General features: G+C 43.2%; 8 protein-coding genes, 1 tRNA gene and 1 rRNA gene. 8 read left to right on the top strand and 2 right to left on the bottom strand.

Annotation, left to right across the window (positions count from 1 at the left end):
* The first annotated feature begins 92 nt into the window (after positions 1–92).
* The 5 genes from DWX65_RS03810 (at position 93) to DWX65_RS03790 (ending at position 8015) form a co-directional block, all read left to right on the top strand.
* Positions 93–2989: ribosomal RNA gene (locus DWX65_RS03810) — 23S ribosomal RNA — on the top strand.
* A gap of 221 nt (positions 2990–3210) precedes the next feature.
* Positions 3211–3281 (top strand) — tRNA-Trp (locus DWX65_RS03805).
* Between the two features lie 433 nt (positions 3282–3714).
* Complete coding sequence (locus DWX65_RS03800) at positions 3715–4668, top strand: magnesium transporter CorA family protein (RefSeq protein ID WP_022243381.1); 954 nt, start codon at positions 3715–3717, stop codon at positions 4666–4668.
* Positions 4669–5184: 516 nt separating this feature from the next.
* Positions 5185–5412, top strand: a complete 228-nt coding sequence (locus tag DWX65_RS03795; RefSeq protein WP_117698613.1) for an HPr family phosphocarrier protein — start codon at positions 5185–5187, stop codon at positions 5410–5412.
* 251 nt (positions 5413–5663) lie between these two features.
* Entirely contained in the window at positions 5664–8015 is a 2352-nt protein-coding gene (locus DWX65_RS03790; RefSeq protein WP_118172835.1) for an ATP-dependent DNA helicase, read from the top strand.
* Here the strand turns inward: DWX65_RS03790 and DWX65_RS03785 are convergent.
* Entirely contained in the window at positions 8010–8894 is an 885-nt protein-coding gene (locus DWX65_RS03785) for a LysR family transcriptional regulator (protein ID WP_118172834.1), read from the bottom strand. The two genes, DWX65_RS03790 and DWX65_RS03785, sit on opposite strands and share 6 nt — an antisense overlap.
* Positions 8895–9072: 178 nt before the next feature.
* On the opposite strand from DWX65_RS03785, the gene DWX65_RS03780 reads away from it, so the two are divergent.
* On the top strand, positions 9073–12876 hold the full coding sequence (locus DWX65_RS03780; protein WP_118172833.1) for a phosphoribosylformylglycinamidine synthase: 3804 nt from the start codon (positions 9073–9075) through the stop codon (positions 12874–12876).
* A gap of 365 nt (positions 12877–13241) precedes the next feature.
* On the opposite strand, the gene DWX65_RS03775 is transcribed toward DWX65_RS03780, so the two are convergent.
* Positions 13242–14081 (bottom strand): Cof-type HAD-IIB family hydrolase, encoded by an 840-nt coding sequence (locus tag DWX65_RS03775; RefSeq protein ID WP_118172832.1) that lies wholly within the window; start codon positions 14079–14081, stop codon positions 13242–13244.
* Positions 14082–14250: 169 nt separating this feature from the next.
* Here DWX65_RS03775 and DWX65_RS03770 point away from each other — a divergent pair, with 169 nt between their 5' ends.
* Positions 14251–16059 (top strand): bifunctional homocysteine S-methyltransferase/methylenetetrahydrofolate reductase, encoded by a 1809-nt coding sequence (locus DWX65_RS03770; protein WP_118172831.1) that lies wholly within the window; start codon positions 14251–14253, stop codon positions 16057–16059.
* Positions 16056–18476: a homocysteine S-methyltransferase family protein gene (locus DWX65_RS03765; RefSeq protein WP_118172830.1), complete on the top strand. Its 2421-nt coding sequence runs from the start codon at positions 16056–16058 to the stop codon at positions 18474–18476. Before DWX65_RS03770 ends, DWX65_RS03765 begins: the two co-directional genes overlap by 4 nt.
* The last annotated feature ends 15 nt before the right edge of the window (positions 18477–18491 follow it).

The following is an 18491-nucleotide window of genomic DNA, read 5'->3' as shown; positions in this document are numbered from 1 at the left end:
CGAGAAACAAACCGATTCAAAAGAATCAACAAACACAAGCGTCGTAACGCTATACGACGGGAGCATTAGTGTATACTAAGTGCTCATAACAAGGTCAAGCGAAGAAGAGCGCAGGGTGGATGCCTTGGCACTAAGAGCCGATGAAAGACGTGATAAGCTGCGAAAAGTCACGGGGAGGAGCAAATATCCATTGATCCGTGAATGTCTGAATGGGGAAACCCACATGAGTATACCTCATGTATCCATACGCCAATCCATAACGTATGGAAGGGAACCCGGTGAACTGAAACATCTAAGTAGCCGGAGGAAGAGAAAGAAAAATCGATTTCCAAAGTAGCGGCGAGCGAAATGGAAAGAGCCCAAACCGGAGTGCGTGCATTCCGGGGTTCGGACCGCATAATTGATTCAGCAATTCCAGCAGAACTGTTTTGGGAAAGCAGACCAGAGAGGGTGAAAGTCCCGTAAGCGAAAGAAGAGCTGACATGGCGGTATCCAGAGTACATCGAGACACGAGAAACCTTGATGGAATAAGCGGGGACCACCCCGTAAGGCTAAATACTACTTAGTGACCGATAGCGCATAGTACTGTGAAGGAAAGGTGAAAAGGACCCCGGGAGGGGAGTGAAAGAGAACCTGAAACCCTGTGTTTACAAGCTGTGGAAGCACTTTATATGTGCGACCGCGTACTTTTTGTAGAACGGTCCGGCGAGTTACGCTTACTGGCGAGGTTAAGGACTTAAGGTCCGGAGCCGAAGGGAAACCAAGTCTTAATAGGGCGGTTATAGTCAGTAGGAGTAGACCCGAAACCGGGTGATCTATCCATGTCCAGGTTGAAGATGCCGTAAAAGGCGTTGGAGGACCGAACCCACATCCGTTGAAAAGGGTGGGGATGAGGTGTGGATAGGGGAGAAATTCCAATCGAACCCGGAGATAGCTGGTTCTCCTCGAAATAGCTTTAGGGCTAGCCTCGTTTTAGTCTTGTGGAGGTAGAGCACTGAATTTCCGCGGGGGCGTCAAAGCTTACCAAAGAATATCAAACTCCGAATGCCATTAAGATGATGAACGGGAGTCAGACTGTACGAGATAAGTTGGACAGTCAAAAGGGAAAGAGCCCAGACCACCAGCTAAGGTCCCAAAGTGTGTGTTAAGTGGAAAAGGATGTGGGGATTCAAAGACAACTAGGATGTTGGCTCAGAAGCAGCCATTCATTCAAAGAGTGCGTAACAGCTCACTAGTCGAGAGTCCCTGCGCCGAAAATGTCCGGGGCTGAAACACAACACCGAAGCTGTGGAATCATACCTAGTATGATTGGTAGAGGAGCATTCTTAAGACCGACGAAGCTGTACCGGTAAGGAGCAGTGGAGGGATAAGAAGAGAGAATGCCGGAATGAGTAGCGAGAGGAAGGTGAGAATCCTTCCGGCCGAATATCCAAGGATTCCAGGGTAAAGCTGATCTGCCCTGGGTAAGTCGGGACCTAAGGAGAGGCCGAGAGGCGTATCCGATGGACAACAGGTTTAGATTCCTGTACCACATATGGTCAGAACTGTGGGGACGCAGAAGGAAAGCATGAGCCAGGAATGGAAAGACTGGTACAAGCAGAGGGGATGGTGTGCTGGCAAATCCGCACACGAAAGTCCTTGCTGTGATGTGGAGCGAACTAGAGTAGCGAAGCATGCGGACCGGCTGCCGAGAAAAGCCGCTATTGTGCCATATGTGCCCGTACCGTAAACCGACACAGGTGGATGAGGAGAGAATCCTAAGGCCGACGGAAGAAGTATTGTTAAGGAACTCGGCAAAATGACCCCGTAACTTCGGGAGAAGGGGTGCCTGAGAAATCAGGCCGCAGAGAATAGGCTCAAGCAACTGTTTAGCAAAAACACAGGTCTATGCAAAACCGAAAGGTGAAGTATATGGGCTGACGCCTGCCCGGTGCTGGAAGGTTAAGAGGAGAGGTTAGCGCAAGCGAAGCTTTGAATTTAAGCCCCAGTAAACGGCGGCCGTAACTATAACGGTCCTAAGGTAGCGAAATTCCTTGTCGGGTAAGTTCCGACCCGCACGAAAGGCGTAATGATTTGAGCACTGTCTCGACAATACATCCGGTGAAATTGAAGTACCAGTGAAGATGCTGGTTACCCGCGCCAGGACGGAAAGACCCCATGGAGCTTTACTCCAGTTTGGTACTGGGATTCGGTACTGCATGTACAGGATAGGTGGGAGACGAAGAAGTTAGGACGCCAGTCTTAACAGAGTCGCTGTTGGGATACCACCCTTGCAGTATTGGGTTTCTAACCAGCCGCTGTGAACCAGCGGTGGGACAATGCCAGGCGGGGAGTTTGACTGGGGCGGTCGCCTCCGAAAGGGTATCGGAGGCGCTCAAAGGTTCCCTCAGAATGGTCGGAAACCATTTAAAGAGTGCAAAGGCAGAAGGGAGCTTGACTGCGACACCGACGGGTGGAGCAGGTACGAAAGTAGGACTTAGTGATCCGGTGGCATAAAGTGGGATTGCCATCGCTCAACGGATAAAAGCTACCCTGGGGATAACAGGCTTATCACTCCCAAGAGTTCACATCGACGGAGTGGTTTGGCACCTCGATGTCGGCTCATCGCATCCTGGGGCTGTAGCAGGTCCCAAGGGTTGGGCTGTTCGCCCATTAAAGCGGTACGCGAGCTGGGTTCAGAACGTCGTGAGACAGTTCGGTCCCTATCCGGCGCGGGCGTAGGATATCTGAGGGGAGCTGGCCTTAGTACGAGAGGACCGGGCTGGACGGACCACTGGTGCATCAGCTGGATACCAAATCCATAGCTGGGTAGCCAAGTCCGGAAGGGATAAACGCTGAAGGCATCTAAGCGTGAAGCCCCCCCCAAGATGAGATGTCCCTGTCTATAAGACAGTAAGACCCCTGAAAGAGTATCAGGTAGATAGGGCAGAGGTGGAAGCACGGTAACGTGTGGAGCTGACTGTTACTAATCGGTCGAGGGCTTGACCAAAAAGCAGTAAGATGGTAGGACGGATGAAGAGATGTGGAGCAGATTTATCTGCGGAAACAGCTCTTAAGCCGGACGAACATTTGCCTGCAAATGACATCGAAAATGCGAAGCATTTGAGATGACCATCTTAGAAATAAAGTTTTCGGATTCCTGTATGAAGTTTTGAAGGTATGTTACAAAACAAACCTATTGTGACGTACTTGTACGTCATTTTAGCATATAGGGGTGTAGTTCATCGGTAGAATAAGAGTCTCCAAAACTCCAGAGGAGGGTTCGATTCCTTCCACCCCTGTTCTTTAAAAGAAAGTATATTCTATACTTTCTTTTTTTACTTTACAGGAAATTGCTTTCCTGTAAAGTAAAAAACGCTCTGCGAGGATGCACACTGCGGCGTATAAGGTAGATGTCGCAAGCGACCGCCGCAGGCGCAAGAATGTGCCAAGGCACATTCTGTGTTATGCGAGTAGCGAGAAACTCGCAAAGCATGTTTCTCGTAGTTGTGCCAGGTATTCGTAAGAAGCTACCGGCAGACTTAGCATGAATTCACAAACAGCTATTAGCAGTAAATTTTGTATAAAAAAGAAAAGTGGTATAAAATAGACAAAGAGTGTTAAAATCTAAGAGAAAGTAATGAAAGAGAAGTTTTATAAAGGGTAGTCTACTGACATAGAAGAAAATATGTGATGAATGAAAACAGGATTGTGAGGAAGGGAGCTGTAAGAGAAATGAACAGGTATTGGTTGCATGCGGCATCAGGAGAACTTTCTTTAGCAAGGGATAATGGGAAAAATATAGAAAAGGAATCTGAACCGCAGATAATACTATTAAATATGGAAGAATTTCAGCAATTAGAAGGAAATTATCCGCATCGAAAGAATCTGATTAGCAGCATGCGTTTTATCCGCTATAGCAAAGTAGAGGCATTTCATGAATGTGTACAGGGGATTATACATGTACCAAAACAGGGAAGTAAAAAGGAAAAAGAGTTTTCCTTTGGCTTTTATCTCTTTGAAAATAAACTATTTTTAATAGAAGAAGATGAGGAATTACAGGAAATATTGGCAAAGGTCAAAAATGATATGTTTGATGGCTGCACACTTCATATGGTGTTGCTCTTTATTTGTAATGCATTAATTGACAATGATATTCTTTATCTGCAAAAGATAGAGGAAAATTTGGAGAAGGTAGAGGATGTTGTAATTAAGAGGATACCGGAGCATTTTAATGAAGTAATTATGCGTTATCGGAAGCAGCTTTCAGAGAGCCGGGCATATTATGAACAGTTAATGAATATGGGAGATTTCATGCAGATGTATATGAATCGGGAGTCTTTAGTAGAAGAGGAACAGGGCTGGGAACGCTATATGAATCGTGTGGAGCGGCTGCATAATTACGTAGAGACAATCCGCGAGTATTTACAGCAAATCCGTGAAATGTATCAGACGCAGATTGATATTCACCAGAATCGGATTATGAGTATTCTGACCATTGTAACAACTCTCTTTTTGCCATTGACACTAATTACAGGCTGGTATGGAATGAATTTTCCGGGAATGCCGGAATTTCAATGGAAATATGGTTATCTGGCAGTAATCGGAGTGTCCGTTCTTCTTATTATTATAGAGATAGTATATTTCAAGAAAAAGCGGATCTGGATATCTTCGAAAGACGTAATATAATGAGCGCAAGCGAGTCAAGATACTTGCATGATTTAAAATCGGCGAAATTAATGAGTGATACAATCACGTTATAATACACAAAATGTCCACTTATATGGAAAACCGCTGAATGTACGGGAAAAAGTGCAATAGTAAGTATTATGTAAATGTTATGTGTAGAAAGAAGTTTAGGAATAATGATGGAATTTGGAGCTTTTTTGAAGACTTTTGAAGGAATGCGAGGCTTATTACCTTATTTTTTGACACAAAAATTTGTGAAAAACGATAAAAAATATTGACTGAGTAAAAAAAAACTTGTAAATGTGACTAAAGTACCATAAAAAACGACAAAATGTGACAGGCAAACTAATTTTGGTAAGACCAAAATTGAGAAAAACAGAAAAATTTATTGTGTAAAATGCTCATAAAATTCATATACTAAGATGGTAAGCGAAAATTGACAAAAAAAAGAAATGGTGTCATAATGCTCAAGAATCAAAAGTAAATCAGTTTATTTTTTTGAGGATGGTGAAAAAAATGAATGAAAAGAAAATCAAATTAGCTGGCACAGAAGAGGTTAGAGACTTTGTACGTGAGGCAGGAAAATGTGATTTTGACATTGATATTTCATACAATAGAGTAATAATTGACGCAAAGTCTTTTCTTGGAGTATTAAGTCTTGATCTGAATCGAGAGCTTACTGTTAAGTATGGCGGACATGATATGAACTTTGAGAATGTATTAAGCAAGTATGCAACTGCTTAAATGATGGCACAGGTTTTCTGGCAGCCAGAAAATACAGGTTCATAAGGTAAGAAGAAATACCGGGTAGCGGACAATTTGGATATTGTCTTTTCTATCTGGTATTTTTTTGTTATTATGAAATGAGAGTACGTTTCAATTCCTTTAAAGTCTGCTAGAAAAATGAGATTTTTCAAAAATTGATAAATAGAAAAAATAGTGAATAGCATAAATAGAAATAAGTATAAGATGGGATGAAATGAGGTGACAGCGGAATGGAACGTGAGCAGATAAGAATATCGGTACGAAATCTGGTGGAGTTTATCTTGCGTTCCGGAGACATTGATAACCGTAGAGCCAGTCTTGATACGATGGAAGCCATGCAGGCGGGCAGCAGACTCCATCGGAAGATTCAAAAGAAGATGGGAAGCACTTACCATGCCGAGGTTCCGTTAAATATTATCATTGAGGAAGAAAATTATGAGCTTGGAATCTGGGGACGGGCAGACGGCATTATAATAGAAGAAACAGTTACCATTGATGAGATAAAAGGCGTATATTTAAGCCTTGACTTATTGGAAGAACCCGTAAAGGTACATCTGGCACAGGCAAAGTGCTATGCGTACATATATGGAATCCAGAATGATTTACAGAAAATCAATGTTCAGATGACATATGGAAATCTCGATACCGGAGATTTAAAATATTTTTCTTATGAATATAGCATGCAGCAGCTGCAGGAATGGTTTTCAGATTTGATTTTAAAATATAAGAAATGGGCGGATTTTCAGTATGAGTGGCGGAAGAAACGGCAGGCATCCATTAAGGAACTGGCATTTCCGTTTCCGTACCGGGAGGGACAGAAGGAGTTGGCTGCCGGGGTTTACCGTACGATAGCCAGAAAAAAGAATCTGTTTATTCAGGCACCCACCGGAGTAGGCAAGACCATTTCTACATTATATCCGGCAATCAAAGCGGTGGGAGAAGGATTAGGTGATAAGATTTTTTACTTAACTGCCAAGACTGTTACCGCAAATGTGGCAAAAGAGACCCTTGGCATTTTATGTGAAAAGGGTTATCGGGCAAAAAGTGTGCAGATTACAGCGAAAGAAAAATTATGCCCTTGTGAGGAAGTGGACTGTAATCCCGTAAGCTGCCCTTATGCAAAGGGGCATTTTGACCGGGTAAATGATGCGGTTTACGATTTATTACAGAAAGAAAATAATATGACAAGAGAAGTTTTGCTGGCACATGCAAAAGAATATCAGGTCTGCCCGTTTGAAATGTGTCTGGACACGGCAACCTGGGCAGATAATATTATCTGCGATTATAATTATGTCTTTGACCCGAATGTGTATCTAAAGCGTTTTTTCGCAGATGGCATCAAGGGTGATTATATCTTTCTGGTGGATGAGGCACACAATCTTGTGGAACGTGGACGGGAGATGTATAGTGCTGCCCTTGTCAAAGAGGATATTCTTGCGGTGCGGAAAATTATGAAGCCAAGAAGCTCTGCCATTGAGAAAGAACTGGGTAAATGCAATAAGCTGATGTTGGAATATAAGAGAGAATGCGAAACTTATCAGATTTACGAAAGCATTCCGAATCTCATTTTCTCCTGTATGCGTCTTGCAGCAAAAATCGAAGAATATATGCAGAAGAATCCGGAGTTCCCGGGGCGGGATGTGGTTCTTGATTTCTATTTTGAATTGCGCAATTTCTTGAATATCTATGAGCGTGTGGACGAGCATTATGTAATTTACGGGCAGCATGATGAAGAGGGCAGATTTGTCATAAAGCTTTTTTGCGTGGATCCATCCTTTAATCTGCAGGAGTGTCTGGATAAGGGAAATGCTACGATTTTCTTCTCGGCAACGCTGCTGCCGGTTCAGTATTATAAGGAGCTTTTGACGAATAAAACGGATAATTATGCGGTTTATGCAAAGACAACATTTTCTCAGGATAAGAGACTTTTGTTAATCGGAAATGATGTCAGCAGTAAATATACCAGAAGAACACCGGAAGAATACGGAAGGATTGCAGATTATATTTATCGTACAATAAAGAAGAAAAAGGGCAATTATATGGTGTTTTTCCCATCCTATCTTTTCCTGAAAAAAGTGCATGAGGCATTTGAGCTGCGGACGGATGAAACAATTACCTGCATCTGTCAGGAATCCGGTATGCGGGAAGAAGAAAGAGAAGCTTTTTTAGAAGCATTTCAGGGAGAAAAAGAGGAGTCACTGGTGGCATTTTGTGTCATGGGCGGAATCTTTGGAGAAGGAATTGACTTAAAGAGGGAGCAGTTGATTGGCGCAATTATCGTAGGAACCGGTCTGCCGCAGATTAGCAATGAGCGGGAAATTTTAAAAGAGTATTATGATAAGAAAGAGGGCATGGGATTCGACTATGCCTATCGGTATCCGGGAATGAATAAGGTACTTCAGGCAGCGGGACGCGTTATCCGGACTGCAGAAGATGTGGGAATTATTGAACTTTTGGATGAACGCTTTCTGCAGAATGATTATCAGCGGCTGTTCCCAAGAGAGTGGGAACAGCGGAGTGTGTGCCAGCTTTCTAATTTGGAAGAGAAGCTGACCGCCTTCTGGGAGAAAATGCATTTATAATGTCGGCAGCAGGTTTAAGAATTCTTCCGTAGAAGTAAGAATCGGAAGATTCGGATTGACGGAGACGGCAAGCTGTCTTCGCGGAAGAGGTTCTAAGGTTTTTAAGATAAACAAATCTTTGGATTCATGTTTTAAACAGTAGTCCGGAATGCAGGCAATGCCAAGACCGATGCGGGCAAGGTCAATCAGAAGGTCATTACTGCTCAGTTCAATTTCCGGAATCAGCTCCAACTGATGGGAGAGGAAGAGATTGTGCATGAATTCGCTGGTGGTACTCTTGTTATCGAGCATCAGCAGAGGATATTTTGTTAAATCCCGGAAACTTAATTCCTGTTGTCTTAAATTAAAGTAGGATGGATTCGCAATAAATACATCCGTAAAATCCAGTACCATTTTGCGGATGTAGGATTGATTTAATCGTACATTCGGGCAGTTGGTAACGGCAATATCGACTTTTCCCTGCTCTAAGAGGTCAACGCAGCCAAGAGAGGTTGCATTGGTAACCTTGATGGGAACGCTGGGAAATTTTTTATGAAATTCTTTTAAATAAGGTACTAAAAAATAGCGGCAGATAGTATCGCTGGCAGCAATATGAAGCTGACCCAATCCAAGAGTATTGGACTCTAAGAGCTGGTTTTCCCCGCGGGCGATGAGATTCATGGCAGGTTCAATGTGTTTTAACAGAACCTGTCCTGCCGGAGTAAGCTGGACTTTCTTGGTGCTCCGGATAAAAAGCGGCTGCTCTAATTTCTTTTCTAAGGTCTTGATGGACTGGCTTACTGCAGACTGGGAAATGTAAAGCTGCTTGCTGGCTTCCGAGAAGCTTAAGGAAGTAGCAACGTGATAGAATACTTTATATAATTCGTAATTAATATCCATAATGGCTCCTTTATCATATCAGAATGCATATCTTGCATATTTTCCTTTATTATAAGTGACGCTTATAACTGTGTCAACATTAGTAACTCTTATAAATAAAATTAAATATATTAATTGTTCTTATTCATAATGCCGTGCTATAATGAACATAAGAAAGTAAACATTCAGGAGGTAGAAGATGAGTAAGGTAAGAAGAGTGTATGTAGAGAAAAAAGACGCTTACGCAGTACGCGCCAAAGAGTTACATGCAGAGATTAAGAGTTATCTTGGAATCAGCGCAGTAGATAAGGTACGTGTCCTGATTCGTTATGATATTGAAAACATTTCCGATGATGTATATAAAAGAGCAGTTCAGACTGTATTTTCAGAGCCGCCGGTAGATGATGTCTATGAAGAGAATTTTGAAATGGGGGATGGAAAAGTATTTTCCGTTGAATTCCTTCCGGGACAGTTCGACCAGAGAGCAGATTCTGCAGAGCAGTGTGTGAAGCTTTTAAAAGAGGATGAAGAGCCGGTTATCCGTACCGCAACAACGTATGTTATTTACGGAGATATCAACGCTGGGCAGTTAGAGGCAATCAAGCATCACTGCATCAACCCGGTAGATTCCAGAGAGACCGGCATGGAGAAGCCTGAGACTTTGGTAACAGAGTTCCCGGAGCCTGCAGATGTTAAGATTATGACCGGATTTAAGGATATGCCGGAGCAGGAATTAAAAGCACTCTATGATTCCCTTGGACTGGCTATGACATTCAAGGATTTCTTACATATTCAGAACTATTTCCATGGAGAAGAAGATAGAGACCCATCCATGACCGAGATTCGTGTGCTGGATACCTACTGGTCAGACCATTGCCGTCATACCACATTTTCTACCGAACTGAAAAATGTTGCATTTGAAGATGGTTTCTACAAAGAGCCAATGGAAAAGACATATGAGGATTATCTTGATACACATAAGAAAATGTATGAAGGCAGAGATGACAAATTTGTCTGCTTAATGGACATTGCATTAATGGCAATGAAGCGTCTGAAAAAAGAAGGAAAATTACAGGATCAGGAAGAGTCCGATGAGATTAATGCCTGCTCTATTGTAGTGCCTGTTGAAGTAGATGGCAAGACAGAAGAATGGCTTGTAAACTTTAAAAATGAGACCCACAACCACCCAACCGAAATCGAGCCGTTTGGTGGAGCTGCAACCTGTCTTGGTGGAGCAATCCGTGACCCGTTGTCAGGACGTACCTATGTATATCAGGCAATGCGTGTAACCGGAGCTGCTGACCCTACCGTATCTGTAAAAGATACCATGGAAGGAAAGCTTCCTCAGAAGAAACTGGTTCGCGGCGCAGCACAGGGATACAGTTCCTATGGTAACCAGATTGGACTTGCTACCGGATATGTCAAAGAAGTATATCATCCGGATTATGTTGCTAAGAGAATGGAAATCGGAGCCGTTATGGGAGCAGCACCTCGTCGTGCCGTTCAGAGACTGACTTCTGATCCGGGGGATATTATTATCCTCTTAGGCGGACGTACCGGACGTGATGGCTGCGGTGGAGCAACCGGTTCCTCCAAAGCACACAATACAGAATCCATTGATACCTGTGGAGCAGAGGTTCAGAAAGGTAACCCACCTACCGAGCGTAAGATTCAGAGACTTTTCCGCAGAGAAGAAGTTGCCCACATTATTAAGAAATGTAATGACTTTGGTGCCGGTGGAGTGTCCGTAGCAATCGGAGAGCTTGCAGACGGATTACAGGTTGATTTGGATAAAGTACCAAAGAAATATGCCGGACTGGACGGAACAGAACTTGCTATTTCCGAGTCTCAGGAGCGTATGGCAGTTGTTGTTGCACCGGAAGATGCACAGCAGTTCTTAGATTATGCAAAAGAAGAAAACTTAGAGGCTGTGAAAGTTGCCGTTGTAACCGAAGAGCCAAGATTAGTATTATCCTGGAGAGGAAAAGAAATTGTAAATCTTTCCAGAGCATTCTTAGACACCAACGGAGCACATCAGGAGACTGATGTAAAGGTAGAGCTTCCGGTAAAAGAAGAGAATTATTTAAATAAAATCAGCACAAAGGCTGTAGAAGAAGCAGTTGCAGCAGGCGATATGAAAGCAGCATGGTTAAATGAATTAAAAGACCTTAACGTATGTTCCCAGAAGGGTCTCGTAGAAATGTTTGATGGTTCCATCGGAGCAGGCAGTGTATACATGCCATATGGTGGAAAATATCAGTTGACCGAGACACAGAGTATGGTTGCAAAACTTCCGGTTATGAATGGAAAATGCGATACAGTAACCATGATGAGCTACGGATTTGATCCATATTTATCTTCATGGAGCCCATACCATGGAGCAGCTTATGCAGTATTAGAGTCTGTTTCCCGTATCGTAACAGCCGGTGGTGATTTCCACAAGATTCGTTTCACATTCCAGGAATACTTCCGCAGAATGTCGGAGGAGCCAAGTCGTTGGAGCCAGCCATTTGCAGCACTGCTTGGTGCTTATAATGCGCAGATTGGTTTCGGACTTCCATCCATCGGTGGAAAGGACTCCATGTCCGGTTCCTTCAATGAAATTGATGTACCGCCAACACTGGTATCCTTTGCAGTTGATGTAGCAAAAGAAAAAGATGTTATCACACCGGAGCTTAAGAAAGAAAATGATAAGCTGATGTTATTTACCATCGAAAAAGATGCTTATGATATGCCGGATTACGCACAGGTTATGAAGCTTTATGATGCAATTCATGAAATGACTGAGACAGGCGTTATCGTAGCAGCTTATGCATTAGACGGAAAAGGTCTTGCAGCAGCAGTCAGCAAGATGGCATTTGGTAATAAACTTGGCGTTACTGTAAATGCAGATGTAACAAAAGAAACATTATTTGCACCGGGCTTTGGAAATATCGTAGCAGAAGTTCCGGAAAATAAAGTTGCAAAAGCACAGGAAATCCTTGCAGCAGCAGGCCTTGCAGCAAACGGAGCTGTTGTGGGTGCAGTAAATGACAGCAAGAACTTTATCTATGGTGATATGAGCATTTCCATGGATGAAGCAATCAAAGCATGGGGACAGACTTTAGAGAAAGTATTCCCAACCAGAGCAACCACCGGAACAGAAGAAGTGAAGAGCGGACTTTACGATACAAAAGACATTTACGTCTGCAAGCACAAGGTTGCCCGTCCACATGTATTTATTCCGGTATTCCCGGGAACCAACTGCGAGTACGACAGTGCGAAAGCATTTGAAAATGCAGGTGCAGATGTAACCGTAAAGGTATTTAAGAACTTAAATGCAGAAGACATCCGTGATTCTGTTGATGTATTTGTAAAAGCAATTGATGAAGCACAGATTATCATGTTCCCTGGTGGATTCTCCGCAGGAGATGAACCGGAAGGCTCAGCAAAATTCTTTGCAACAGCATTCCGTAATGAGAAGATGAAAGAAGCTGTAAACAAGCTTTTAAATGAGCGTGACGGTCTTGCACTTGGTATCTGTAACGGATTCCAGGCACTGATTAAGTTAGGTCTGGTTCCTTACGGCAAGATTACACACCAGAGACCGGATTCACCGACTCTGACCTACAATACCATCGGACGTCATATTTCCAAGATGGTATATACCAAGGTAGTGACCAACAAGTCTCCATGGTTAGCACAGGCTGAGCTTGGCGGCGTATACTGTAACCCGGCATCTCACGGAGAAGGTCGTTTCGTTGCTCCGAAGGAGTGGTTAGACAAGCTTTTCGAGAATGGTCAGGTGGCAACCCAGTATGTAAACGAAGCCGGTGTTCCAACCATGGATGAAGAGTGGAACGTAAACGGTTCTTACATGGCAATCGAAGGTATCACCAGCCCGGACGGACGTGTCCTTGGTAAGATGGCACATGCAGAGCGTCGTGGAGAGTCTGTTGCAGTCAACATTTACGGCGAGCAGGATATGAAGCTGTTCGAAAGTGGAGTAGCATATTTCAAATAAAAAATAGGAATAAAGAAGAGCAAGACCTTGTAGATAGGAGAAATCCTTTCTGCAAGGTCTTTTTTTAGTAGAAGATGGTAAGTACATGAAACATTAAAAATTGTGGTGAGCAGGAGGAAGCGGCGAATCGTTTCGCAGAAGATAGTCTGATTCCGAAAGGGTATTATCAGGAATTTATAAGACAGGGTGAATTTGATTTACAGGCTATTAAGAAATTTGCAAATAAAATAAATCGTGATCCAGGTATTGTATTAGGAAGACTTCAGAAGGATAAGAAAATAGATTATAACGACTATACGATGAATACTTTACGACATAAATATAAAGTATGTACAAAGTTCTAGCGTATACAACGAGCGGTTCTGTTAAAAGCAGAACCGCTCGATTGCGTATGCAACACCATCTTCTTCATTAGAAAGGGAAATGAAATCAGCCGAATCTTTTAAGAGCTGTTGCGCATTTCCCATGGCAACGCCAATGCCGGCAGCTTTGACGATATCGAGATCATTTTCGCTGTCACCTACCGCCATGGTATCTTCCATGGAAATGTGGAGGTAATCACAGAGGAATTTAAGTCCTTGGGATTTGGCAATGCCGCATCTGGTAACTTCTAAGTTATGAAAACCGCCGGACACATAAGTGACTTCCGGGAAGGTGTCTAAGATTTCTTTTGTTTTTTCTCTTGTGGTATAGCTTCCATCTGCATCCGGTGCAAAGTTTAAAGTCAGTTTTGAAACACAAAGTTTATGTTCTTCGATATAAGCAGCTAAGTCAGTAATCGTCTTCCGGGTGGTCTGGATATATTTTTTTAAGGAATCTGGAATATCTAATAGGTTGGTAAGCTCACTGGTGGAAAACTGGGTATAGCCGTCACCATTGATAAAGGCATCGATATGAAGAGACTGCGTATAGAGCTTGCGTAACAGCCGGACACTTAAATCGGTATCCATGCTTTCATCTAAGAGCAGTTCCTTTTCCGGGACGCGGTATACCGCAGAACCGTTGGCAGTAATGGCATATTGGATGCCAAGCTCCTTCATTTCATCCACAGGAAGACCGATATAAGGCCGGCCGGTGGAGATAATAACGGTAATCCCGTTTTCTACGGCTTTTCGAATCATTTCTTTATTATAAGAGGTAATGACACCGTCTTTATTATAGAGGGTGCCATCGATGTCTAAGGCAATTAGCTTTACTGAATTCATCAAGTGTACTCCTTTGTATTTGAAAATATCATTGTCAATGAATAACAGTGTAGCACAGAAAATGAAAAAAGCAACTCACCGGATTAAATTTATATTTTTAAGTTGCAGGAAAAGGAGCTTACATATATAATTAGTAGGAATTCAAATGTAAGATAAACTGGAGCATACTATGAATATAAAAGAATATATCAAAGAACAAAGACTGATAACCGATGGTGCCATGGGCACTTATTATGAGGAAAAATACAGCGAAGATACCGTGATTGCAGAAAAGGAGAATCTCAAGAATCCGGAGCAGATTAAGGAGATTCATTTAGAATATCTGCGTGCGGGAGCAAGGCTGATCCGTACCAATACATTTGCAGCAAATACCATGTTTCTTGCAGATATGCAGGAAGTAAAAGAGACAGTCCGGGCGGGCTATGAGATTGCAAAGGAAGCAGTAACCGCATTTCAGGCAGAAAATGGAAAGGATATTCCGGTATTTATCGGAGCAGATTTAGGACCGATTTATGATCTTGACCATCAGGACTATGACAATGTGTTACAGGAGTACAAAGAAATTTGTGACACCTTCCTTTCCTGTGGCGCAGACTGTTTTGTATTTGAGACACAGAGTGACTTTACCTATATTGAGCCGGTAACGGCATATATCAAAGAAAAATCAGACGCATTTATTCTGGTGCAGTTTGCATTTGACAAGAGTGGATACACCCGCTCAGGTCTTTCCATGCAGCGTGTGGCAGTAGAAGCTTCCGAGATGGAAAATGTGGATGCCTATGGATTTAACTGTGAACTGGACAGTACCCATATGTATCAGTTTATGAAGAACCTGAAGTTCTCCAGTGACAAATTCGTATCAGCACTTCCAAATGCAGGGTACCCATATACTTTGCGGGGAAAGACAATTTATTCCAATAATGCATCTTATTATGCAGAAAAAATGAAGGATATTGCAGCCCTTGGCACAGATATTTTAGGTGGCTGCTGTGGAACCACACCGGAATATATTGCTTTGCTTTCTGGCGAGTTACAGGATCTGCCGAAGGCAGCAAAGAAAATTGAAAATGTAGTAACGCAGGAGGTTACAAGAACTCCGTCTATTTTTGAAGAGAAGCTTTCCCGTGGGGAGAAGGCTTATATTGTAGAATTGGACCCGCCATTTTCCGGGGATGCATCCAAGGTTATGAAAGGAGCAGAAGATTTAAGAAAATGTAATGTGGATCTGATTACCCTTTCCGATTCCCCAATGGCGCGGGCGAGAATGGATGCCGGACAGCTGGCAGTGAAAATCCAGCAGAAGACCGGTGTGGCAGTAATGCCGCATATCAGCTGCCGTGACCGCAATGTGATTGCACTTCGGGCAGGCCTTTTAGGCATGCATATGAATGATGTCCGCCATTTCCTGATTGTGACCGGAGACCCGGTTTCAAGGGCAGACCGCGAAAGAGTGACTTCTGTTTTTGATTTCAATTCCATTAAACTGATGCAGTATGTTAAGGAAATGAATTTAGAAGTTTTTGCACAGGAGCCGGTTTATTATGGTGGTGCACTGAATTATCATGGCGCCAATCCGGATGCGATTATTGAACGGATGAAGCGTAAAGCGGAAGCAGGATGCGGTTATTTCCTGACACAGCCGGTATATACCGAGGAAGATGTGGAAAGACTGACTTATATCAAAGAACACATTGACACCAAAATCATGTGCGGTATTATGCCGCTGGTAAGCTATAAGAATGCAATGTTTGTGAAAAATGAGATGCCGGGCATCCATGTTTCCGATGAAATTGTAAACCGGTATCGGGAAGATATGACAAGAGAAGAGGCAGAAGAAGTGGCAATTGAATTATCTGTTGAAATCGCAGCAAAATTATATGATATTGCAGACGGATTTTATTTTATGACACCATTTAACCGGACGGGCTTAATTGCGAGAATTATTGAGGCAATCCGACAGGAGGAAGAACGCAGATGACAAGAGAGGAATTTAAAGAATTAGTAAAAAATGGACCGGTTATCTTAGATGGTGCAACCGGAAGCAATCTTCAGAATGCAGGAATGCCGGTAGGAGTCTGCCCGGAGCAGTGGATTTTAGAGCATCCACAGACCATGATAGATTTGCAGCGGGCTTATGTGGAGGCTGGAACACAGATTCTTTTGGCACCGACCTTTACTGCAAACCGCATTAAATTAGAAGAATATGGACTGGCAGATAAGCTGGTAGAGATGAACCAGCAATTAGTTGCCATTTCCAAAGAGGCAGCAGGCGGAAAAGCGCTGGTAGCCGGTGATATTACCATGACCGGTCAGCAGCTTTATCCGATGGGTGAATTGCAGTTTGAAGAACTGGTAGATATTTATAAAGAACAGGTCAAAGTTGTGGCAGATGCGGGAGTAGACTTATTTATCATTGAGACCATGATGAGTCTGCAGGAAACAAGAGCCGCTGTGCTGGCAATCCGTGAAACCTGTGATTTGCCGATTATGGCAAGTATGACTTATAACGAGGATGGCAGAAGCTTGTATGGAACAGATCCGGTAACTGCGGTAGTTACGTTGCAGAGCCTGGGTGCAGATGCAGTGGGAATGAACTGCTCCACAGGACCAGAGGAAATGTTAGAGCCGATTCGCCAGACTGTAGAATATGCCTATGTTCCTGTTTTGGCAAAGCCAAATGCCGGACTGCCGGAATTAGAGGATGGCGTAACGGTATACAAGACCACACCGGAAGAATTTGCAGAAGTTGGTGCAAAATTAATCGAAGAAGGTGTTTCGATTATTGGTGGATGCTGTGGAACGACCCCGGCACATATCAAAGCATTGGCAGATAAAGTAAGACCAATGGGAATCCATCATGTGGAAGCACCAAGACGAAGAGTGCTTACTTCCGAGCGTAAGACGGTAGAAATTGATTTGGACGGACCATTTATGGTAATTGGTGAGCGGATTAATCCGACCGGAAAGAAGAAATTGCAGGCAGAGCTTCGGGAAGGCAGCCTTAATATGGTTCGTGATATGGCACGGGCACAGGAAGAAAATGGTGCAGCCATTCTGGATGTCAATATGGGTATGAATGGAATTGATGAGAAACAGATGATGTTAAATACCATTCATGAGGTTACTTATACAGTGGATTGTCCGCTTTGTATCGATTCATCCCATGTGGATATTATTGAAGCAGCACTTCGTATTTATCCGGGACGAGCTTTGATTAACTCTATTTCCTTAGAAAAAGAGAAATTCGAAAAATTGCTTCCGATTGCAAAGAAATATGGAGCAATGTTTATTTTGCTTCCGCTTTCTGACGAGGGACTTCCAAAAGACGCAGAAGAGAAGCGGCAGATTGTCCGTACCATTTTAGATGCCGCCTTAAAAATCGGTCTTCATAAAGAAGATATTATCGTGGACGGACTGGTAGCAACGGTAGGTGCCAATCCGCTGGCAGCATTGGAATGTTTTGATACCATCCAGTATTGTAAGGATGAATTGAGCCTTGCCACAGCCTGTGGACTTTCCAATATTTCTTTCGGTCTGCCGGAACGTATTTATGTAAACAGTGCATTTCTTACCATGGCAATTGCAAAAGGACTTACGATGGCAATTGCAAATCCATCCCAGGATTTATTAATGAATGCGGCAGTGGCTTCGGATATGCTTTTACATAAAGAAGGTTCCGATATCCGCTATATCAATCGGATGAACCAGCGGGCACAGAAGGAAGCTCCGGCAACCGATAACGCAGCTTCGGCAGGCACTTTAGAGCCGGCAAATCCGGTATTTGATTGTGTATTAAAGGGAAATAAGGGCAATATTTTAAAAGAAGTAGATAAAGCTTTGGCAGCAGGAGAAGAACCGGGAGCGATTATTAATGGACAGTTGATTCCTGCCATTAATGAAGTAGGTGTCCTTTTTGACAAGCAGATTTATTTCCTGCCGCAGCTGATTTCCAGCGCGCAGACCATGCAGCATGCCATTGAATACTTGGAGCCAATGCTTTCCAAAGATAAGGACGCAGAGCCAAAGGCAACCATTATTATTGCAACCGTAGAAGGTGACATACACGATATCGGTAAGAATCTGGTAGCACTGATGCTCCGTAACTATGGTTATCGTGTCTTAGACCTTGGCAAGGATGTGGCAGCGGATATTATTGTGGATACAGCGTTAAAAGAAAATGCCCAGATTATCGGACTTTCCGCCCTGATGACCACTACCATGATGCGTATGAAGGATGTGGTAGAACTGGCAAAAGAGCGCGGCTGCAACAGCAAGATTATCGTAGGCGGCGCAGCAATTACACAGAGCTTTGCAGATGAAATCGGTGCAGATGGCTATTCCCCGGATGCAGCTGATTGTGTAAAACTGGTAGAGCGTCTACTGGAAGAAATGTAAATTTTTATTTTGGGA

Source organism: Roseburia sp. AF20-18LB, assembly GCF_003461185.1.
In the GTDB taxonomy this organism is placed as follows: Bacteria; Bacillota; Clostridia; order Lachnospirales; family Lachnospiraceae; genus Roseburia_C; species Roseburia_C amylophila.
This window is presented reverse-complemented; position numbering and strand designations above follow the sequence as displayed.

Coding starts and splice junctions, on each gene's coding strand:
- DWX65_RS03800 (WP_022243381.1), top strand. CDS start 3,715: ATGAACAGGTATTGGTTGCATGCGGCATCAGGAGAACTTTCTTTAGCA.
- DWX65_RS03795 (WP_117698613.1), top strand. CDS start 5,185: ATGAATGAAAAGAAAATCAAATTAGCTGGCACAGAAGAGGTTAGAGAC.
- DWX65_RS03790 (WP_118172835.1), top strand. CDS start 5,664: ATGGAACGTGAGCAGATAAGAATATCGGTACGAAATCTGGTGGAGTTT.
- DWX65_RS03785 (WP_118172834.1), bottom strand. CDS start 8,894: ATGGATATTAATTACGAATTATATAAAGTATTCTATCACGTTGCTACT.
- DWX65_RS03780 (WP_118172833.1), top strand. CDS start 9,073: ATGAGTAAGGTAAGAAGAGTGTATGTAGAGAAAAAAGACGCTTACGCA.
- DWX65_RS03775 (WP_118172832.1), bottom strand. CDS start 14,081: ATGAATTCAGTAAAGCTAATTGCCTTAGACATCGATGGCACCCTCTAT.
- DWX65_RS03770 (WP_118172831.1), top strand. CDS start 14,251: ATGAATATAAAAGAATATATCAAAGAACAAAGACTGATAACCGATGGT.
- DWX65_RS03765 (WP_118172830.1), top strand. CDS start 16,056: ATGACAAGAGAGGAATTTAAAGAATTAGTAAAAAATGGACCGGTTATC.